Annotated in this window: 13 protein-coding genes and 1 pseudogene; 6 read left to right on the plus strand and 8 right to left on the minus strand. The window is 63.8% G+C overall.

The window, feature by feature from the left end; translation table 11 throughout:
* Both DL991_RS32230 and DL991_RS32235 read left to right on the plus strand, forming a co-directional pair.
* A pseudogene (locus tag DL991_RS32230) lies at positions 1–126 on the plus strand (IS481 family transposase); the annotation flags it as partial.
* A gap of 604 nt (positions 127–730) precedes the next feature.
* A complete protein-coding gene (locus DL991_RS32235) occupies positions 731–1,633 on the plus strand; it encodes a restriction endonuclease (protein WP_158634481.1) in 903 nt (300 codons plus the stop codon).
* A gap of 767 nt (positions 1,634–2,400) precedes the next feature.
* Here DL991_RS32235 and DL991_RS32240 read toward each other — a convergent pair.
* On the minus strand, positions 2,401–5,187 hold the full coding sequence (locus DL991_RS32240; RefSeq protein WP_125788131.1) for a restriction endonuclease: 2,787 nt from the start codon (positions 5,185–5,187) through the stop codon (positions 2,401–2,403).
* Positions 5,188–5,286: 99 nt separating this feature from the next.
* On the opposite strand from DL991_RS32240, the gene DL991_RS32245 reads away from it, so the two are divergent.
* The gene (locus DL991_RS32245) at positions 5,287–6,576 is read left to right on the plus strand and encodes a WD40 repeat domain-containing protein (protein ID WP_125788132.1); all 1,290 of its coding nucleotides are present in this window, start codon (positions 5,287–5,289) and stop codon (positions 6,574–6,576) included.
* Between the two features lie 298 nt (positions 6,577–6,874).
* Here DL991_RS32245 and DL991_RS32250 read toward each other — a convergent pair whose 3' ends face one another.
* The 5 genes from DL991_RS32250 to DL991_RS32270 all read right to left on the minus strand — a co-directional run bounded on the left by DL991_RS32250 (position 6,875) and on the right by DL991_RS32270 (position 10,062).
* Positions 6,875–7,168 (minus strand): hypothetical protein, encoded by a 294-nt coding sequence (locus tag DL991_RS32250; RefSeq protein WP_125788133.1) that lies wholly within the window; start codon positions 7,166–7,168, stop codon positions 6,875–6,877.
* A 79-nt stretch (positions 7,169–7,247) separates the two neighbouring features.
* On the minus strand, positions 7,248–7,445 hold the full coding sequence (locus tag DL991_RS32255; protein WP_125788134.1) for a hypothetical protein: 198 nt from the start codon (positions 7,443–7,445) through the stop codon (positions 7,248–7,250).
* A gap of 108 nt (positions 7,446–7,553) precedes the next feature.
* A complete protein-coding gene (locus DL991_RS32260; protein ID WP_125788135.1) occupies positions 7,554–8,990 on the minus strand; it encodes a DnaJ C-terminal domain-containing protein in 1,437 nt (478 codons plus the stop codon).
* A 4-nt stretch (positions 8,991–8,994) separates the two neighbouring features.
* Positions 8,995–9,363, minus strand: coding sequence for a hypothetical protein (locus tag DL991_RS32265; protein WP_125788136.1), 369 nt, complete (start codon positions 9,361–9,363; stop codon positions 8,995–8,997).
* 354 nt (positions 9,364–9,717) lie between these two features.
* The gene (locus DL991_RS32270) at positions 9,718–10,062 is read right to left on the minus strand and encodes a hypothetical protein (RefSeq protein ID WP_125788137.1); all 345 of its coding nucleotides are present in this window, start codon (positions 10,060–10,062) and stop codon (positions 9,718–9,720) included.
* 277 nt (positions 10,063–10,339) lie between these two features.
* Here DL991_RS32270 and DL991_RS32275 point away from each other — a divergent pair, with 277 nt between their 5' ends.
* The 3 genes from DL991_RS32275 (at position 10,340) to DL991_RS32285 (ending at position 17,377) form a co-directional block, all read left to right on the plus strand.
* Positions 10,340–11,137 carry a leucine-rich repeat domain-containing protein gene (locus DL991_RS32275; RefSeq protein ID WP_233599123.1) on the plus strand — a complete coding sequence of 266 codons (798 nt, stop codon included), beginning with the start codon at positions 10,340–10,342 and terminating at the stop codon, positions 11,135–11,137.
* Between the two features lie 1,099 nt (positions 11,138–12,236).
* Complete coding sequence (locus DL991_RS32280; protein WP_233599125.1) at positions 12,237–13,022, plus strand: hypothetical protein; 786 nt, start codon at positions 12,237–12,239, stop codon at positions 13,020–13,022.
* Positions 13,019–17,377, plus strand: a complete 4,359-nt coding sequence (locus DL991_RS32285; protein WP_125788139.1) for a tetratricopeptide repeat protein — start codon at positions 13,019–13,021, stop codon at positions 17,375–17,377. The genes DL991_RS32280 and DL991_RS32285 overlap by 4 nt, the downstream gene beginning before the upstream one ends.
* Before the next feature lie 2,259 nt (positions 17,378–19,636).
* On the opposite strand, the gene DL991_RS32295 is transcribed toward DL991_RS32285, so the two are convergent.
* The gene (locus DL991_RS32295; protein ID WP_255431396.1) at positions 19,637–20,092 is read right to left on the minus strand and encodes an SUKH-3 domain-containing protein; all 456 of its coding nucleotides are present in this window, start codon (positions 20,090–20,092) and stop codon (positions 19,637–19,639) included.
* Positions 20,089–21,186 (minus strand): hypothetical protein, encoded by a 1,098-nt coding sequence (locus DL991_RS43085; RefSeq protein WP_199754165.1) that lies wholly within the window; start codon positions 21,184–21,186, stop codon positions 20,089–20,091. The genes DL991_RS32295 and DL991_RS43085 overlap by 4 nt, the downstream gene beginning before the upstream one ends.
* Positions 21,187–21,514: the final 328 nt, after the last annotated feature.

Here is a 21,514-nt window from a genome sequence, read left to right on the forward strand (position 1 = left end):
GAACGCGAACGACGAGACGCCTACCCACACTGGCTCCACACCTACAATCACCACCGCGGCCACACCGCACTCGCCGGCAAACCACCCACCAGCCGCGTCCCCAACCTCCCAGGTCACTACACCTAGGTGCCGGCACAAGGCGTCGCCAGGTCATTTCGTGTTACACCTCTTCGGCAGGTTGTCGCTGACGCTGCGTGAAGTAGTCGACAAAATGTCGTTGCTTGTTACGCGTTGTATCGAAGTTGTTCCCGTAGGCAGGGACCCGAGCGCGTCGGTGCTTCGACGCTGGACGGCGTAGATGCGCGTCGACCTGCAGATAGTCGGCTTCAAGCGATCCTTCAAGTTGGCGCCCAACCACGTACGGAAGGCTGCTCTCGCTCCACGTCGCCAGCTGCGAACGATTACGACGACCGATTACTCTGTGCTAGCTACCTAGGGTAGTGCTTACGGCAGCGTCACACTCGTCGAACTTTGTCACGCGGTCCTTGGTCTTTGAGAGAACAGTTGGCAGCACTGCTGCGCACGCTCAACGAAGCAGTACTTGGCGATCTGCAGCTGTTCCTCAGGTGCGAACTGTCCGGCGGCGGACAGCGAGTCGGCGCCCTGCTGCTGAGATGTTCGAGGAGAGCCTCACGCGCTTGAGTGATTAGTGTCCGCTAGGTCCTTACCTAGGTTTGCTAAGCTAGGCGGCGGTATGCAGTGGCAGCCTGAACCTGCCGAACGTGAAAGAATGAGGCTTCTCGTGCTTTTCAATACCTATGAGATCAGCAACAGAGAAGACGGCCTCATGCTTCCGAAGGAAGTTGGAAAACACACTAACGGGCAGGCGTTATTTGTGCCGGGCGAAGGCCCTGTTGCCGCAACAATCTTTCATGGCGCAGCGCGCGATGGGTATCTCCGCCTGTTATATGGTCTAGCTGGTTTGCCACGTACGGTTCACGGCAGGTCATGGGGTTGGGCCATGTCGCAAATAGGATTCGCTGCCGATATTACCATTACGCCTGGGGAACTGATCAGATTTCATGAAGACGATTTCTGGTATGATGAGATGGTCTCCGAACGACTGGCGCTACTTTGCGTTGGCAACTGTATTCGAATAGTCGATCGGCAGGACTGGCGCAGTATCGTGCATGAGCCAAAGTCCTACGTGGCGGGCAGCCTACTGGAGTCGCTGAGCGTCCTCACTCCCTACAATTGGGTACTCGATGAGGCTGCCTCCGATGAGATTGACAGGGCATTTCAGGTAAACGACCTCCGCGGCGATTCGTCCAGTGATGCTCGTCGCTTCGAGGAGGATGTCGCGGCTGCAATTGACTCATTTGACGTCGGACTGGTCGAACTGACGCAGTTCAGTGCGGACGGTGGCATGGACGCCGTTCTCTACCTTCGCGATGGCAGTAAGTTACGAGTCGTGTATGTGCAATTCAAGAGTGGTCAACGCCGTGCAACTGTCAAGGAAGTGCGTGAACTCATTGGAGTTGTCGCTCGCGACGGCGCTTCGACGGGCCTCTTGGTCTCGGCGTCCGGCTTCACCAAGGATGCCAAGCGGGAGGCGTCAATTTCTCGTGTCAAAGTATCTCTAACGACTGCTCAGGAACTCGCGAAACTCTTTGAAGCCAACTTATTCGACTGACCAGGTTGACTTGGAGAAACCTGCCGAAGAGGCGGGCTACCTGAGAGATCGTTCGTTCTTCCGGGGTCGCACCCCGTCATAGTTCGCAGACAGCAACGACTGCTTGCCAATCCCGCAGGCGCTTCGGCGGCAACCTCATTCCGGGAACGTGCTGGTCGTTGCGCGGGCGACCCGCTCCAGCCGTTCTTCCGCCAACACCCTCCAGTACGAGGCTCAAGTAGCCCTTATCGACCTCAACGTCGAGGTCGGTGTCCAGTTACACCATGAGCATCACGAAGTCGCACGAAACCACCTCGCACGAACCATCGACAATTCCCGACCAGGTGGCTGGCTTGCGCCGCCGTCGTACCTGGCGAAGCCTTCTATCGACACCCAGGAGAACGAGCGGTTCCTAATGCGCGCTGAGCCTCATTCGGGCAGGTGAAGCTGTGTGGATAGTGAGCAACTCGCCCCTCAGGCACTAGATAGAAGTAAAGTGTCCTCACGCTCAAGGCCTCTTTCGTTGTCGATCGTAGCGTAGACCTCTGCTCGGGTCCGTACAGACGATGCCTTCCCGTTCGTTCGCTCAACTTCCGCCAGTGCCGCGATCGCCACCTTGAACCTCTTGAATTTGACTTCAGGATCTACCACTAGCTTGTGCTCCCAGCCGCGCTGGTCGCCGCCGTCGCTCGGCGACTGGCCAGTTGTTCCGTTCGTGTACGCTATTTGCTGCGCATGCTGGCGCATCAGCTGGTCGTCAACCTCGGCGATCCCATGTGATGCTGGACCTACTGGTTGTCGCTGCCGGCGGTATCCACGAGACGTTTTCGGATCTGTTCGACCTTGTCCACAGGGTAGTCCTGTACAGGCTCGAAGATGGGTAGTTCCTTTCTGATAAGGGGTTGCACCGGCGCAGGCACGTAGTCAGAGTCGTCGTACTCCTTGGAGGCTGTTTTCGCTCGTTCGTAGGCGATCTTAGCCTCGCCAGTTAACGAGACGGTCTCCAGGAAGTCGAGCATCGATTTTGTTTGCATCCAAGACCAGTCATCATCGCCGCGTCCGCCATCCTCGGTACTCCAATAGGTATGCAGGTCTTTTTCGGCACGCTCGAACATCGCTGTGCGCAGCGCCGCCAGGCGTTTGCTCGCCTCGACTCCAGGCAAGAATTGCAATGCGGCGTGTGCTTCGACCAACGTTGTCCATTCCTCGGTGTCGGATTGCGCGACCGGGTCGCCCGATATCGTTCCGAGCAGTTTCACGATCAGTCGACGCGAGATTTCCTTGGGAATCAATGTGCTTTCGTGGATCTGCTCGACGAGATCAGCAAGGTGGGCGAAATACGATTCCCGCATCTCAGTGGGGTTTTGCTCGATCCGGCCGACTACGAAATTCGCCAGGTCGGGAGATTGCAAGTTTTCGGCAACGCTCAGTGCGCGGGTCAAGTTTGCAGCCCAACTGTCGTCTTCTTCCGATTCGCCCGTTTCAACTTCCTCAAATGTTCTGATGACAGCTTGTGCGATCGCCGAGCTATGTCGATAGAGGTGACAGGCTTCGCCGTTCTCGTCGAGCTGTGAAGCCAAGGAAACCATATGCATTGCCTGGTCGACGGTGTTCACACTTGCCAGCAGTTCAGGAAGTCGAACCAAGTTGCCATTCATTCTGGCCTGCAAGTAGTCACCGACAGACGGGTTGTGAAAATCGATAATTCGATCATTTTGGAACAAGTCATTGCCGACCCCGATCGTGACCAGGGTTCCTTGCAAGGTTCTCAGGGCGCGATAGAACAGTCGCGGGTCTAGGTCGACACCGAGTCTGGATCGGTAGCCAAGCCATACCTCATAAAGATGCTCGGACAGTGCTCCGAATCTAAAAGTGGCCAACGCCTCGAGTAGGTGAACGGCTGCATCGTCGAGGTCTTCCTCGACGATGTGTGCCCAGATCCGTTCTGGGTTGTCCAGATTGCGCAGCAGCTCCTCGGCGACACAACCAGAACGCGCCGTCAGACGAAGCGTACTGGTGATCTGCCGTGGGTTGAAGTTCGGATGGTGGACCAGCTGCGTCCAGGTTCTCGGTTCGGCGATCTTCCGCCTATCGTCGTCGCGGAGGCCTAAGCTCTCGACGTGCCGGTAGAGGATTTTGGCTCGCGTCTCTCTCGTCAGGTTCTGTAGTTCGATGACGCAGGTCAGCGGGTCGAGTTGCTCGTCATCGAGCTTCGGATAGCGTTGTTTGGCCTGTGCAAGTATGTACTCACGGGTTGTCAAGATCAGCTTCTTGCCGCTTGTATTGCGGATCCTGCCAATTACCTTGATTAGCCGGCTGTCCTCATTCTTGTTGAACAGGTGTTCCAGTGCGGTCTGACCAAGAAAGTCGTCATAGTAGAAAACTTGCTTCGTGTCGTCGAGCCAGGCGTTATCAAGCTCCTTGACATCCTCGGACACCTCGACCAATTGATACCCCTCATCGACATACGATTTAGCGAGCATCTTGGCCATCGTCGTCTTGCCGATGCCCGGTATGCCAGAAAGAAGGCAAACGGACACGGTTTCCAGAACGCTCTTCGCTAGGTCGTAGGCCGGCGTTGGCACGAAAGTTCGCGCGCATTCGACGAACCCGTCGAGCAGGTCCGATGACCTTACCACCGTGTTCTTGTGGAGAACGCCTTGCAGCACAGCGGTGCCACTCAGCCAGAGACGGTGGTGGCGTACCACGATCGTCGGCCGCTTCTTAAGCTCCGCTTCGATCTGCTCGATACCGTAGAGATCACCGGGAGATCTAACGTGGGGAGCCAGATCACGGCACAACGAGTTTTTCGCGTCGACCGTCAGCTCGACAGTCGACGCTAGCAAGTACCTGGTGGGTCGCATGACGTCAAGTTTGGGGCGCTCCACTGTGCGCATATGTTTGAGCAGGGCGGGCCGTCCACTGCGAACCCAGTGCTTGCACTGGACCACGCTCATCGTCCCGTCGTCGGCCACGTGCCTCAGGTCGATACCGTGATCCTTGCCCGCAGCGAAGATCTCCAACGGCAAGCCGAGGATGTCCTCGAACAAGTCCCTGCAGAGTGCCTCGAATCCCTGCCCGTCGAGCCGAACGATGTCAGACGCGTCCATATGCCTAGTCTGCCGCACTGCCGTTGGTTCGGCTCGCGTCTGTCGCTGAAGAACTTGTAAGTCGTCAGCCTCGACCTGGCGAGGCTTGGGGACTGCGGCCGAGGTATACCGGCATCTGCAGCCGTGTGGATAGTGAGCAACTCGCCCCGTGGACTCGTACACGCGGAGGAGGCCTGTCACTGCAGTCCACGAGAGTCGGCCGAGTTCTCTGATAGACCTGCGATATATGCGTTCGGCTTGGCGCAGAGCGCCCTGCTCCTCATGCAGTTCGCCGATCTGCGGAAGCACCCAGTACATTCCCGCGTTGTAGGCGCGCCAGAGCAGCGCTCGTGCTCCCTCAGGATCGCCCCTGCTTGCGCGGATCATGCTCAGGTTCGCGACACAGACCAGCTCGTTAGGGGTGGGACTCTGGTGGGTGGCGCGGATGGCGACGTTGCGGGTTGTGTGGTCGTAGTAGAGCTTCATGGCGCAGGCTTCGTATAGACCGTGCTGCAGCGGGTCGGGAGCGGTCCTCGGCCGATCTCGCTATGGTGCGTGGCAGCGGATTCCGACGTTGGGAGCGCCATGCACGTCGAACTCGAACTGCGTGGTGAGGTGTACAACCTGATGCGGCTGGCCGCCGTGCCTGGTGGGCCGCTGGTGGCCTGCGCCGACAGCGAGTCTTGGGTCCAGCTGTGGGACGTCGCCCGTGGGGCGACGCACGATGAGCGGCGCCAGGTGGGCGAGACCGCGGTGTGGGACATGGCCGTGGTGATGATCGGCGGCCGACCCGCCCTGGCTGTCTGCGGGCTGCGGGCCGTGTCGGTGTGGGACCTGGCCACGTTCGGCACCGCCGACGTGCCACTGCGCGAGTATGAGGTCAGCTGGGCGATGGGGATGGCGGCGATACCGGCGACGGACTCAAGTGCCGAACTGCTGGTCACGGCCGAGAAGGACATCATTCGGATCGTTGATCCCGCGACCGGCGAGCAGCGTTCGGCCATCCAGTTCCCTGAGACGCCCGAGGGCGGCGTCGGCAATCGCGTGTACAAACCGACCGGCGTGCGGTTCGCCGACGGGACTGCGGGGTTCGCCGTGGACAACGGTGGCAGGCTCGAAGTGTGGCGTCTCGATGCCGACGGGAAGCTCAACGGTCGCGAGTTCGGGCTGTCCCAGCCCTTTCGCGGCGTGATGACACCCCTTCGTGGCACGGGCGGGCAGTCCTGGCTGGCAGTCGCGGTGGGACGGGGTATCGAGATATGGGACCTGGACGGCGGAGAGCTGGTGGGCCGCGGCGAACTCGATACCCCGGTGGACGCGCTCGTGGCAGTCCCGCTGGGCGACCGGACGCTGCTAGCCCTCGCGTCGCGGGCTAGCGAGTCCGGCGTCCGTCTGTGGGACCCGGCGAGCCAGGAGCTGGTGACCGGGCTGTTCAACCGGCACGGACCCGCCTTCGGTAACGCGGAGTTCAACGCGGCCACGATCAATTCGCTGATCGCCGTGACCGGCGGCGACGGCGCAGTCAGGATCGCCACCTGCGCCAACGACGGCATGATCCGCGTGTCGCGGCCGGTCAGAGACATGCTGACGCCGCCCGAAAAGCCGGGTCTGTTCGGGCGACTGCGGCGCAAGCCGAAGGCGGAGAAGGTGCGGCCAGAAGAGCGGCGCGACTCCGGGGGCAACTTCGCGATGGTCCGCGACAGGTCCGGCGGCATCGTCGGAATCTGGCTGGCCAGCATCGACCAGGCCAATGACGAGAGGTTCGTCGCGACGGTCCTCTACGGACAGGACCTCACGCATCTGATGGGTCGTCCCACGCGGATCGTGCCCAATACTATTGACGATAGCGGCGGCGCGTTCGTGCTGTTCGACTAGCACTCGACCATATCGGACAACGAGTGCAGGCAGCGCCTACATGTGTCAACCGGCCGCCTGTTGTTGCCCAGGTTACCTGTGTCCCCTGGGGCGAACATACCGTGCGGAGGTTGCCGCGGGTCGGCGCGTTGACTAGTTTAAGATTTTGACTAGCCACCACAAGAGTTCGCGTTTGATGCCTTTGGAACCGCTACGCATCCAGCGAGCGCCACACACCGTGATCAGACCGGCCACCCTCACAATGAATACGCGACAGTTGAATCCGCGAGTAGATCCGTGAGGTCCCCGGTTTTCCCCGTCAGGACCGTGTGATGCTTCCGGGAGCTTGTGCCTGGAGACGTCGGATCTCGGCGTAGGCGCGTTCGAGTTGGAGACGTTGCTGGTCGTTCTGCTCGGTCAGCGACGTGACGCGCCACTGGAGCCGTACTTGGAGAGATCGGTCGGTGGCCGGCGCTGACCGTGGTGCCTGTGCATGCTGGCTGATTTCTCGCACGGCCGCGATCAGGTCGGCCTGGGAGTAGAGCCATGACCGAGAGACGCCGGCCCGCTTCGCGAGCTTGGAGGCGTTGATTGCTTCGCCGGAGTTCTTCACCGCAAGCAGCGTGTCCTCGGCCCGTTTCCGGGCAGCGGCCGTTCAGCGCGCAGCGGCTTCGATGAGGTGGTGTGCGTTGTTAGCTGGCGCCATCGAGTTGTGCGACCTTTCCGCCGAGGACGACCTCGTCGTCCTCGCAGCTCTCGCAGGTCGTGATGATCTTGTCGAGGTTGTCGAGGATCTTGGTGTTCTTCTCGGCGGTCCGGGCGTGCCCGGCCGACTTGGCGGTCTCGATGATCGTGAGCGTGCGGCCGCGCTCGTCGCCACCTGAGTCCACCGACGATGCGGCGTTCGGCGAGTGCGAGCACGCGTGCGGTGTACTGGGATTGGAAGGTCACCAGGCCGAGTGGCAGCGTGAAGTTCTCGGTCTCGACGTTGTGCCCGCCTAGCCCCGGTCGACGTCCACCGTGACCATCAGATCTCCCCGGTCATCCGCCTTGCCGGACGCGCCGAGCCGCGGAACGCCGAGCCTGGCGACACGGATCGTCCGGCCGGACTTCATCCCGCCCCGTATCCGGACCTTTTTCGTGCCGTCGAAGGTGTCCAGGTCGACGATCCCGCCGTCGCGCGCGATCGCGGCCGGGATGGTGGTCGTGCAGAACAGGTCGTTGCCACGCCGTTCGAATCGGTCGTCGGGCAGTTCGTTGATCTCGACGTAAAGATCGGCGGCAGGCCCGCCGCCAGGCCCGACTTCACCCTGCTCCGCCAGCCGGATGCGCATACCGGTCGCCACCCCAGGCGGGATGCTGAATGTCGTCTGCCTCCGCACACGGACCCAGCCGTCGCCGTCACAGACCGGACAGGGATCAGTGATGAGCGTCCCGAACCCGTCGCAGGCCCCGCAGTCCTCCCCTTCCCTGCGGCCGTCCCCGCCACATCCGGAACACCGGTCGACGACGGAATCCGCGGCAGTGCCGAGCCCTTGGCATTCTCCGCACGTGACCGCGGTCTCGATCTGCACCGTTTCGACCTTGCCCACGACCGCGTCCCTCAGCGGGACGTCGAGCATGATCAACGCGTCCTGCCCGCGGCGGGCACGGCGCTGCGGCCGGGCCCGGGACTTCGCTGGTTGCTCCGTCTGCAGGGGAATCGCCCGGTTCGCCAGGTACACGCGGTGCACCAGTTCCGACGACCATTGCGGCGTCTGCTTGACGCCGGATTCCCGCAAACGCTCGTAGACGTGCTCGTACAGCTCGTCCACAGCCACCCTGCCGTCGCCGTCCCGATCCGCTTCCCCGGTGCGCAGACCGTGGACGATGGCTTCGGTGAAACGCGAAGGCTCTGGTTCCAGCTCCCGGAACCGGTTCCCTTCCCACGCGTACTCCGTCCGTCCGGTGGCCATCAGGACCGCGCGCCCGTAGCCGGACAGCTGTTCTTTCGCGTCCACTCCGGCGGACGCTTTCATGCCCGGTACGAACGCCCCGCTGAAACAGCAGTCCAGCAACAGCACGATCGACTTCGCGCGGCACCGGCCCATCTGGGCGTGCAGGAACTCCGCTGGTACCGAGGTGGACGCGAGCAGCTCCGGATCCGTGTCGGCACAAGCGAAGTACAGCAGGCCGTCGTCGTCTTTGACGCCGTGACAGGAGATATGCAGCACCAGCAGATCGTCGGTGCCGCGGTTGCGGAAGAACCTTTCGATCGCCCGCATCACCTGATGCGCGGGCGCGTCGACGACCTGCCGCGTCTCGAACCAGCCGATCGCGGGATCGGCCAGCACGTCGGCGAGCTCGCCGACGTCCGCGGCCGGCGAACGCAGCTCGGCGAGCCGTCCGCTGTTGTACGTGCCGGTGGCGATGAGGAGTGCGTCGCGGACACCCATGTCTTCAGTCCGCTTCCAGCTCCAGCGTCTTCGTGAAGGCTTCGATCGCGCGCGCCTGCTGTTCGGCGTTCCCTCCGGTCAGCTCCAACTTGTTGCCACCGACTTCGATCACCACGCGCCGGTCCTTGTCCCGGGTCACCCAGGTCCGCAGCACCTGGCAGACGCCGGTGACCAGCGCGGTCAGCACTGCGGAACCACCCAGGCTGACGATCATCGCCCCGATGTCAGTTCCGGTGCCTTTCGCGCCGTCGGGCGCGACGACCACAGGCAAGCGGACGTCCGCGACGTCCAGCTCCAGCAAGGCACTCCGGAGTTTCCGCGTCTCCGCGTCGAGGTCCTCGTCCCCCGCCACCCGCACCAGCAACGTCGTCATGCGCCCCCCTCATCCGGCTGTCTGCGCATGATAATTGATCAAATCGGCGAAGGCGTCCAGCACCATGACACTGCCTGACTGGCCAAGGTCGCCGACAGGCATTCACCGGTCGCGAATGCTCCACAACTCTCTGATCCTTTTGGCCGCGCCGCAGGGTCGTTCCGCCAGGGCCCGGTCGGCCGCCTGCGGCGCGTGCCAGATAGCCAGACTCTCGCTGTCGAGCAGAGAACATATCTCGGCTGAGCCTCGTACCCACTGTCTCCAACGGAGGCTGCGCGGCACAGCTCGATTACCGTGGCTCTTCCATAACCGCAGTTCAATGCCCGGTCACTCGCCGAGTGATGTTTGACATGATCAGGCGGACCACGGGTCCGCCTCACGAAGAACAGGCCCCAACAGGTCTCGAAGCTCAGCACCGGGGTGACCGGGATCCGGGATCATCTCGACGCCGCTCACGGTGATCAGCCCGCGTACCTCCTCCGGGCCCCGCCCGAATTCCTCTTCGAGCCAACCCACCACCGAGCTGCAGACTTCGGGGTCAGAGGTGCGATGCTCGACCAACCATCGGACGACGTCGGCCATCACGAGATGCGGCAAAACTTCGCCCTCGTTCTCGATGAGATGTTCCTCAAGGACGGGGACCAATTCGCGATGGGTGTCGATGAGTGCACCTATGGCCGCGATCGTGTAGGCGCTCATCGACCACCCTTAGTCAGGTTTCGAATCTCCGCTCATGCGGCGATACACAGCGACCAGACCCGCTGCCCTGCCGTTGGCATGAGTGAGCGAAGCTCAGTACCATCAACATACTCCATGGTAGGGACCGATTTTCCGGCGGACGCGGAGACGCACTACCGACGTCTGCAGCACGACGGCACGAGCCAAAACACCCGGTCATGCCGATGACAGGGGGTTGCGCCCTGCGGGTCGTCGCGGTGGGCAACCGTTACCCGACCCTCATCGATACGCTTCACAGGTGTCGCCGGACGAGAACTCACCGCAGGTGTTCCCCAATCGGTTCGCCGACGCCGTCGGATCCCCGCAAGGTGAGCCCGGCCGGGATCATTGCCGGTGCGTCGGTTATTCGAAGGCGACCCGGCCGGTGACCGTTTCCTTCCACAAGGACACGCAGGACCACGCGGCAGAAGGCTGGCAGCACCTACTGACACTGATCGACGAGGCGGCCGCGGATGGCCGGACGGAGTTCACTCCGTTCAGGGGGATGAGCGCGGCGGAACGACGGCAGGTCGTCACCTTGCCGTCCACGATCGCGAAGCTGACCGCGGTCAGGCGGCTGGTCCTCTACGGCACGAACCTGGTGCGCCTGCCACCCGAGATCGGAGCTATGACCAACCTTGAGGTGTTCGAGCCCTACACATCACACCGGCTGCACTGGTACCCGTACGAACTCACCAGGTGCATAAAGGTCACCGACAGCACGGTAAGCACCCGCGTCCTCTACGGCAACAGCAAGTTCCGGCCACCGTTTCCGGCACTGCGGCCAGTCACCCACGCCAACCAGGCGGACTTCGCCGAGCTCGATCCGGGCGTGTGGGGAACCACCGCCGTACGGACTTGCAGCGTCTGCGACAGGCCGGTCAACCAAGAATTGCGCCAGGTATGGATCTCCAGCCGGGTCGGCACCGACGTACTGCCACTGCTGGTGAACGCGTGCTCCGCGAACTGCCTGGCGACGCTGCCGAAGCCGGAACCAGGCTACGTCCCGACGCCACACACCGGCGGCTCGGACATCGCCCAGCCCGTCGGCCGCTAACGGAGGAACGGCACCGCCCGGCCGAGCCGTTCCGACGCGGGCACATTCCCGCGGTGGCCGATAGCCCTACAGTGCCTGGATCCCGTGTATCTGGTTGGTGCTTCTCACGCAGCTCCAGGCCGCGATACCGGGGAACCGCCGGAACAGACCGAGACCACACCGCCGACACGGCAAGAGCCGTCACGGTCCGGCAGTGGGAGCAGGACACCCGCAGAGTGCGCGGCTCGGCGCGTCGCCATCGCTGCCGCCGCTGCGCCACCGGCCGCCCGCAGTTCCCGCAGCGGCCGGCCGCAGACACCTCCACACGGTCAATCTCGGCCCCAGGGTGCCCGTCCACGGCGGCATCCCGCACCCCGTACAACTCACCCTCGTACCAGTGGCCACTGCCCGGCCAGTACATCGTGGACAGCGCACCAGGACCGCCCCCAGACGCAGGTAACGCAGTGGCTCATCGCGATCATCAAACCGGCCGGACATTCCGTCACCTTGACACACCGAACTCGCCCAGAACCACTGCTTAACCACCGATCACGACACAAACGCCTCGAAGCTCCACGCCAAGACTCGACATTGACACAAGGGCAGTACCTGGACGGCGGTACCCGTGCACCTCGCGCCCCCCGTCCAGCGCCAGTTCCACGGTGACGAGGAAGCTCTCACGAGTGAAGCCGACAGGTTCGATGTGGCGACCGTAGCGAGCCAGCGCGGAAAGTCCCTCGGGTCGGCGCTCAACGTGATTCTCCCGGAAGGCTTCCAGTCTCCGTTCTCATTTGGCCGGCCGCTAGATCGGTCGCCGTGCGCGCGGAGATCAGGGACACAGACCATCAGCCGGTGGTACCGCTCGAGGAGGACGGCGCCCAGCCCGCTAGTGCCGAAATACTCCGATCGAGGCAAGAGCTCGCAGCAAGTGCGAGAGAACAGAGGCAACTGTTCGCCCCATGGGTTGCCCATCGATTCGCCCGGTCGGGTGGTGTCGCTGCCGTCCGGAGATCTATGTGTCATTTGACCCACCGCGTCCGGTCGTTGGCCGGTACAACTGGCCGCAGCAGCGGGGCTTGCCCGACTGGCAGGGGGTCGTGTGAACGGATCGAAGTCGGCGGTGCATCACACGATCATCGTGGTGGATGTGGAGGGGTTCGGGGACAAGCGACGGACCAATCAGCACCAGCTCGGTGTCCGTGAGGGGTTATACCTGGCCGTAGAGCAAGCGTTCGCCATGGCGGGCGTGCCATGGGCGGACTGCCACCATGAGGACCGTGGCGATGGGGTGTTCATCCTGGCTCCCGCCGCGATACCCAAGGCGCCGTTCGTGGACACCGTGCCACACGCGCTGGCCAGGGCGTTGCGCGAACACAACGCCACGCACCCGGACGAGGAACGGATCCGGGTGCGGATGGCGTTGCACGCGGGAGAGGTCAACTACGACAAGCATGGCGTCACCGCGGCATCGATCAACCTGGCCTTCCGGCTGCTGGATGCCCACCCTTTGAAGTCCGCCCTCGCCGAGTCGCCGGGCCTACTCGCCTTGGTCGCCTCCGAGTGGTTCTTCGAAGAGGTGGTCCGGCACAGCCGGGATGCAGCTCCCGCGACGTATCGGCCGATGCGGGTCTTGGTGAAGGAGACTACTGCGGTGTGCTGGATCTGCCTGCCGGATCACCCGTATCCACCCGACGCCGCGCATCTGGCGGCCCCGGTGCCGGTCTCTGACCATCGGATCGAACAGGTGCCATCCCCGCCCCCCGCGGTGCAGCACGTCACTGCGGCCGGCCAAGGTTCCATCGCCTCGGGCGCGATGTTCGGCAACGTCACCCACCATCACCACGCCGGCAAACAAGTGCCGTCCGCACCGGGTGATGCGGTCGGCGGCATCGGAACGCCACAGTGACCGGGATTGATGATGGGCCCCCGCTGCCAGAATCGCTGAACCAGGAAGTGCGGGCCGAAGGTGGCTACGCCTACGGCGCTCTCGGCGCCGACATCCACGTATTCGGTGACGGAACCCCACTGTACCTGCTGTTCGAACATCGCCAGGCGACCAGCCCGGACCCGCAGTGGCTGCGGGCGCAGCCCAGCCGGTTGCTGGACGCCCGCGCCGAGGTCGTCGACTTCACCGGCCGTTATGCGGAACTGAATGAGCTGGCCACTTGGCGAGACGCTCGCCCGCGGTTCGCGGTGCGGTGGTTACACGGCGAAGGCGGCCAGGGCAAGACGCGTCTCGCCGCGCAACTCGCGGCCGACGCCCGGCGGGTCGGCTGGATGGCCGTGCGCGCCTCGCACCGGATGGACACCCACCCACCGGCGGCGGGCAGCCAGGACTTGCGGCCGGACGGGCGCGCCGGGGTGCTGCTGCTGGTCGACTACGCCGATCGATGGCCTGTGTCGGATCTGAGCTGGTTGTTTCAGAACCGGCTCCTGCACCAGTCCGTGCCGACACGGGTTCTGTTGCTGGCCCGCTCCGCCGGCGGATGGCCGGCGATCCAGGGAAAACTCCACAAGCTCCAGCAGGACATCGACACCTCCGCTCAGAAGCTGCCTCCGCTACCCGATGTCGGCGGGCACCGCGACGACATGTTCACCACAGCACGGGACTGCTTCGCCCAGCGCTATCCGGAGGTCACCCGGCCGGACGCCATCGCGCCACCCGGACCGCTTCGCCACCCGGACTTCGGGCTGACGCTGGCGGTGCAGATGGCCGCGCTGGTCGCCGTGGACGCTGAAGCCCATGGCCGCACCGCCCCTGCCAACATGGTCGGCTTGACCGCCTATTTGTTGAACCGGGAGCACGAGAATTGGCGGCAGCTGTATGAGAACGCCGAGGCCGGTCTCGACTTCCGCACTTCCGACACGGTGATGGCCCGAACCGTGTTCACCGCGATCCTTACCGGCTCCACACACCTGCAGGCAGCCCAAAGCGTCCTGAACGAACTCATGCCGGGCGAACCCACCGAGCGGGTTCTCACCGACCACGCCAGCTGCTATCCACCTACCGACCCCGCACAGGCCAACGTCCTGGAACCGTTGCTGCCCGACCGGCTCGCTGAAGACTTCCTTTCCCTGCTCACACCTGGCCACGACATCGGCTCCTACGAGCCTGATCCTTGGGCCACGACCGTGCCCGGCAGGTTGCTCCTCGACTTCACCGCGCTCTTGAACACGGCGGTCAGGGGCATCGTCGCCGCACTCACGGACAACGACACCAACTCCGTCGATCCCGACCGCTGGAGGTCGGGTGAGCCCGGCCAGTCTGCCGTCGCCAGCACCGGGCAACGCTTGAGCGTCGCGGCCCGCGCGGTGACCTTCCTCGCCTCGGCCACCGATCGGTGGCCTCACGTCGGCACGGAAGTGCTGTATCCGTTGCTCAAAGCGCAGCCGAACATTGCGGTCGCGGCCGGCAGCGGTGCGCTGACCGCCATCGCCGACATCAAGGACGTTCCTGTGGAGGTCCTCGGCGCGGTGGAGCAGGCGCTGCCTGATGGCCGGAACACCAACTTGGACGTCGGCGCCGCGGAAATCGTCAGCGCTCTCGCCGCACGCGTGTTTCCGCTTGTCGACGACCCCGTCGACCGGGCGGACCTGCATCTGGAAGTCAGCGACCGCCTCGCTTCGGCCGGCCGACCCGCCGAAGCGCTCGAGCACTCCCGGAATGCCGTCGGTATCAGCGAACGATTGGCCGCGGCGGACCGCGCCACGCACCTGCCGATACTGGCGCGCTCAGTCGGCACCTACGCGCTCACCCTGGCTGAACTCGGGCGCTCTGCCGAAGCCGTGGTCCACACCGAACGCACCGTGGCGCTGTATGAGGGGCTGGCTGAAACCAGCCCCGGCGAAAGGCTTTCCGATCTTGCCACCGCTGTGACCAACCACGCGCTGCAACTCGTCGAGGTGGGACGACGTGCTGAGGCTCTGGACGTCTCCCGGCGGGCGGTCGCACTATATGAACAATTGCACGCGACTGATCCCGCGCGTCACCGTGATTCCTTGGCCAACGCCTTGGCCAACCACGCCAGTCTTCTTGGCCAGGCCGGGTTTCGGGCCGAGGCGATCACCTTGTCCGAGCGTGCACTGGAGGTTCGTGAAGTGCTCGCCGCGGCCGACCGCGCGGCCTACTTGCCCGGGTTAGCGGTATCGATACACAATCACGCCGTCCGGTTGGCCGAGCACGGTCGGCAGACCGAGGCGCTGGCCTGCAGCGAACGCGCCGTGGCACTGCGTGAGGAGCTGGTGGCAGCCAACCGGGCGATGTATCTGCCGTACCTGGGCACCTCACTGGTCAACCTGGCGATACGGCTGGCGGAAGCCGGCCGGTCCGGCGAGGCCCTGGAATGTTCCGATCGCGCGGTCCAGGCCTTCGAGGAGCTGGCGGCGGCCGAGCGGGCGGCGCACCTGGCCGCCTTCGCCAAGGCGATCACCAATCACGCCACACGGCTGGCCGAAAACGACCGCCACGACGAGGCCCTGGCCTGCTCGGAGCGCGCCCTCCACTTGCAAAAGGAGCTGTGTGCAGGCAACCGGGTCGCACATGTGCCCGAATGGGCGGCCGCGATGCACAACCACGCGGCGCTGCTCGATCGGTACGGCCGCCACGAGGAGGCCCTGATCTGTTCTGAGCAGGCGATCCAGCTTAGCGAGGAGCCAGCCGTCGATGCGGAGGGGCCGGTCCGTCAGCTCGCACTGGCCGGCACGCTGTACAAACATGCCCTGCGGCTGGGCAGAGCCGGGCAACCCGCCGTGGCCTTGACGTTTTCCCAGCGCGCACTCACGTTACGGGAGGAACTGAACGATGCCAGTGACCCGTCGCAACAGCGGGAGTTGGCGACGTGGCTGCACAATCACGCGGTCTGGCTGGCCGACTCCGGCCGACGCGCCGAATCGTTCACGGTCTCCGAACGCGTGGTCGCGCTGCGAGCGACCTTGGCAGACCCGAAGCCCACCGCGGCCGATGCCCACCTTGCGGAATCGCTGAGCAATCACGCGATCCGTCTGGCCGAACGCGGCAGGCACGCCGAAGCAGTGGTCGAGTCGGAACGCGCCCTACGAATGTATGAGGAACTGGCCGCGGCCCACCCCCTCACCTGCTTGCCCGGGCTGGCGCGGGCGCTGACCAATCATGGCAACAGGCTGGCAACCTCCGGACAACGCGAAGAGGCGTTGACGTGTACCGAGCGTGCTTGCGAGCTGTTCGAGTCACTGGTGACCACCGATCGGCCAACGTACCTGAGCGAGTTTGCGGTCGTCGTCCACAATCAGGTGGCGCGGCTGCTGGAGGTCGGTCGATACACCGACGCTCACGTTCCTTCACAGCGGTCGGTTGAGCTGTGTCAGGAGCTGGCCGATTCGCACGCAGGTGAGCGGCCCTCCCTTGCGCGCAGCCTGCGCACATTCGCGGCCGTACGCGCGATGTCAGGCGCTGACCTGGAAGCTGCCGTACCCGCCGGCGAGCAGGCGATGCGTTTGTACCGAGAGTTTGCTGTGACAGATCCGGCCTTCCGCACCGAACTGAGCCTGGCTGCCGAAATCGTGGAAGCCGTGGCGTCTCGGCTACATTGGCAACTGCACTTGGGCTACGAGCTGGAAGAGATCTACTGCATCTACGCCGACTCGCAGGTGGATATCACTCAGGACCTCCCGGATAACGTAGTTGCGCACATGAAGACCAGGGGATCCTGGGTGGTTGGGCGGCTTCGTGAAATCAACGTCGAGTCGTCTCTGATCGAGCTCTTCGAGCGCGCACTGGACAGTCTGCCCACTAGAGAAAACCTCCCCACCAAAGAATCTCTCATAGCGTGGGCGATGCGAAGAAGGCGCATAAGGAGAACCCTCGAACACCTGCTCGAAGCGACACGTGAGGCAGTCGGCGGGAACGGTGCCCGATACTACGACTGCGGTGTCATGCTCTGCCGTATTCGTGCGTGCGCCACGATAGTGCGCGCGCACTCAACACCACCGACAGAGGTTCGAGCAGATCACGGTCTGGCGGCAGAATACCGCAAAGAGCTAGTACGCGTCAGCGAGGTGCTCGAACAATTCGTCACACACGCGAGTCACACGCGGCGGCGCGACCCCGAAAAGCAGGACTTGGACCTCCGGCTCGATAACCTGGCCGCATATCTGGCATCCTGGAGAGCCGACGGGGCGAACCTTGACGATAATTTCTTCGAACAGGTAGAAGATGTTACCTATTCCGCAGGACTCGGAGTATCGGGTCAGGTCGAGCGGGCGTCAACGCGACCCCAGCGCTGACGGCGCTCCGCGAAGCGGACCATTGCGAACCCGCACAGGCTGCGACAACAACTGCGCCGTCGGCTCACGCGGGAGGGCCTGTCCTGGGTCGGGCTGGCCAGCGGGTGGCAGGGCGGACGGTGCAGGTGAGTGAGGTCGTCCAGCGGGTGACGTAGTGCGCCCGCTGCCTGCTTGGGCATGACCCCGTTGCCCAGAGCGCGAAGTTGCGCGGTGCGGGGCAATTCGAGGTGACCGGCGGTGACCCAGCCCGGGGGCAGGCCCTTCCGTCGGGGGTCTTGTCCGTGTCGCGCACTGTCGCTGTACCGGGTGAAGTCGAGTGTGTGCGACGTGCTCTGTCGGGGTGTCGCGGACTGTCATGTTTGGACAGTGCTTACTGTTTTGAGCCACTGTCGATAGACAACCCTAGCCAAGGACGATCGACGGATAACCGAAGCACGCAGACACGATACTGCACAGAACTTGGACACGGTTTTGAGGAACCAGGCCGCAGAGATTCGAAGTACTACTGGCAAACGAACAACTCCCTTGGTCCTCACGATCAACCGAGCCATCCCCCAGCAAACCAAACGAGCCCTCTGAAACCTGAAGAGTAGCGTCCACGAGAGAGCAGCGCCTGAAGAGCACGCACTATGTGGCCTGCAGGCACTGCCCTGCGTACGACACCTTTCGCATGGACACGAGCGAAGGCCAGCAGCTCCCGCTCGACCTGCTTCCGCCGTTGGCGACCAGCGCAACGACTGCAGCCAGTATTCAGCACAAGGGCGCGGCGGCAGTCCTACTGCGGCAACTGCGGCAGGATCGAATCTCAACCCACAATGAGTCTTCTGATACGATCTCCGCATGACCTCCCAGAAATTGGGGGATCTGTCAAGGATCTGTGATCACGTCCCCTCGGACACACTTGCACGGGAAATCTCCCGCATCACAGAGCAACAACCCGGTCGCTCCAGGTCACTGGAGTGTTCCGGGTTTTTCTGGTTCGGCTAGGCTGGACCTGTCCGCTGGTTCCTCCCCTGAACGTCTGCGCAGGGGAGGTACGTCATGAGCGGTCTCATGCCGGGCCTGTCCCTGCGGAACGCCCGCCGTCCCGCCGGTCCGGCCCAGGGTTCACCAGCGCCACCGCCGGCTCCGGCCCTGGCGTCGCTGCCCGCCCCGCCGTCATCCGCAGCGCCCTATGTCGGCATGGCCCGGGTTGACGCCTCAGGCCGGGTGCAGAACCGCGACTCGGTCGACCTGCTGGGATGGTCACGTGGCGACACGCTCGTGGTCACCGTCCTCGAGACGTCGGTGGTGTTCCAACGCCGCCCCGACGGTTCCGTGGCGATGACGGCGAAACCGTATGTCGTGATCCCGGCGGCGGTCCGCGCGCGATGCTTCCTGCACGCGGGCGCGCGAGTCCTGGTCGCCGCGGACCCGGCCCGAGTTGCCGGCGGCTTCGAACCACCTCTTCTCGTGCGTGTCACCACCACTTCGTCCATCGCGATTCTGAGGGCACAACCCCTTGTTCAACTTGATGCGAGCAGGGATGCGGACTCGCCGGGCCGGCGGCTCCGATCCGGGCCCAGAACGCGACCGCGATCGGGTCCTGACCGATTGGCAGCATCGCCCAGCTGTAACGGGGCGCTCTGGCTGCTGCGGCGGCGGCCAGCACTCGGCCGACTCCACGGCGCCGGTGTTTCTCTTCAACCTCGACGTGCACGAGGATCGCGCGCCGATCGATGCCGCACAAGGAAAACCGAATCTCACCGAAGACCGTGTGCCCATCCGAAGCTGGAGAGCGCCGACCCCGCCAGGTGTGGCGGGACGGAACAGAATCAGACGCAGCCCGTACTCGTCCGCCTGATCGTCGGTGACGTGCCGGCGCGGGCGAAGGATCGATCAGCGCCCACACCCCATCCCGACCGGGGAGTGCGTACCAGGCCTCGCAGAGCCATTCCGGCGCCTGGTAGTCCTGGGACCAGCTCTGCCGGACTCCGGCGACAGCGAGGTCATGACCCCAGGGGCATCGTGCAGGTTCCCCAGTGCCGGGCCGGATCGGGATTTCCAGGGTGCGCTGTAGGGTCTCACCGCGCGTGACATGTTGATCTTCTACGACCTGCGGTTTCCGAGTCGTCTCACTCCGGTGTCACTCACGACCGGTCTCAGTTTTGCGGCACTTCTTCAGCGGCAGCGTGCGTGCTGGTGGCGTCGGCCAGGCCCCGCGGAATGTATGCGGCCGAGTGAGCGTGGTGATGATCCGCGCACTCGACCGCCGCTGCGTCAGTCCTCGACGGCGTCGATCTCGAGGGGCTCCGGCAACACACCGAACACGATCGCGGCGAGCCCCTCGACCCCTCGGCCGAACCGGGCGATCCAGTTGACGGCGGTGTAGATCACCGCGTCCTCGTCGATGGCGAGGAAGAACCTGCTGTTGTCGTACTCCCCCAGGGGAAACCAGGCCTTTCCCATCGTTTTCCCCCAGTCGAGGAACAGATCCTCCTCACCCGCACACAGCCTGGGATCCAGCTCGAACTGGAAGCAGTAGGAATCGACCCCGTTCGGACGTTTCTCGAACGAGAGCCCGCCGAACCGGGACAGGAAGTCCTCCGCCGCTGGGAACATCTCGAGCCCGTGCGGCTCGAAGATGCTCCGCCACTCCGAGGTGTCCACCCGGCGTTCCGGGCTCCATCCGACTCGCAGAAGCTCGTCCTGCAGCCCAGTCGGCCACTCTTTCACGGATTCCTCCGATCGTACGTGCGGAACCGGATGCCGTAATGGGCCACAACAGCCTTGCAACTGTCACACGGATCCATTCCCCACAGGTACTTCTCGTTGCCCAGGGACCTGCCCATGATCGCAGCAGCCTCCACACCACGTACGTCCTGTCCGTCCAGCTTGGCACCCGATGAGGCCGCACCTGCCGTGTCCGTTGCCTCTCTTGGGGGCGCCGTAGTATCCGCCGAAAATCGGGCACATCCCACCCGAACCCGTTCACCGGTGGCTCGCCGAGCAGGGCTGGCACGACGACCCCGACGACGGCCTGGTCTGTGCCGAATCCTGACCGCGCAGGACAGCACACAATCCAGTGCCCGGTGAGCGAACTGTGCCGTCGTTCCGGTGGTTCGCCCCGGATGGGCGAAGTATTCGAGCATGGCCCGGTTGAAGTCCTTCATGCCGGTGTTGCCGGTCAACCCGACCCGGCAGACCGGCCAGCGCTCGTGCCCGTCCCTGGTGAAGGCGCCTTCTTCGGCGATCTCCCGCAGGTGGAACTGCTTGGCGAACGCCAGCACCGACGTTGTCTTGCCCAGCCCGGGAAACGCGTCGATCGCGACCGCGCTCTTGGCTTTGTCTCCATCCTGGGTGTTGCTGTCGACGATGTCCCACAAGTCCTCGTGTAGCTCGGCCAGCTGCGGAGTCTTGATCGGTCCCAGGTTGGCGTGCCAGACCCGCCGCTGCTTGTTGTAGTCGGCCAAGGCATCCGCTCCCAGGCGCCGTAACTCGCTGCCCGACAGCGGTTCCGGAGCAACGCGGGCCGGGGCGCGCAGGAGGAACGGATGGGCCACGATGTGGCCTACGGAGGTGTCGAAGTCCGCGAACAGCAATCGCGCCAGCTCGAGCCGAGACTCGTAGATCACCAGATCGCGCTCAGTCGCCGACCAGAACGTACCCGAGCAGTGCTTCTGCCCCTTGTACCAGCGGAAAGTCCTCCACGGCACAGCCGACCTCAACGCCTCCAGTTCTACCGACGCCCAAACCTGAGCCTGCTCGGCAAGCGTGACCGCGCAACGACAACTGACCACCGTCGACGTAGGGATGTCCGCGGCGGCCATCCCTGCTCTCTCACCTAGGTAGCTGCAGGCGAGGGCACCCTCCCATCGGGCAGACCTACCCACACCGCGCCACCTCGGTGTGTCGACGACGACCACCCGGACAGCCCAATCTCATGCCAGCTTCATAAATGAACCAGGCATGAAACTGCCAATGAGAAAATGAGGTCGGTTTTGAGACCCTACAGCGCCTGTAGGGTCTCGCCGCCCGTGACATGCCGATCTTGCGCGACCTGGGCTTTCTCTGTTGTCTCATGGTGACGTCACCATGATCAGTCTCAAACTCTTGGCATTTCCTCAGTTGACTGTTCCCTCCGACCTCACCGGCTAC

This window comes from Amycolatopsis sp. WAC 01375 (assembly GCF_003947325.1).
GTDB lineage: Bacteria > Actinomycetota > Actinomycetes > Mycobacteriales > Pseudonocardiaceae > Amycolatopsis.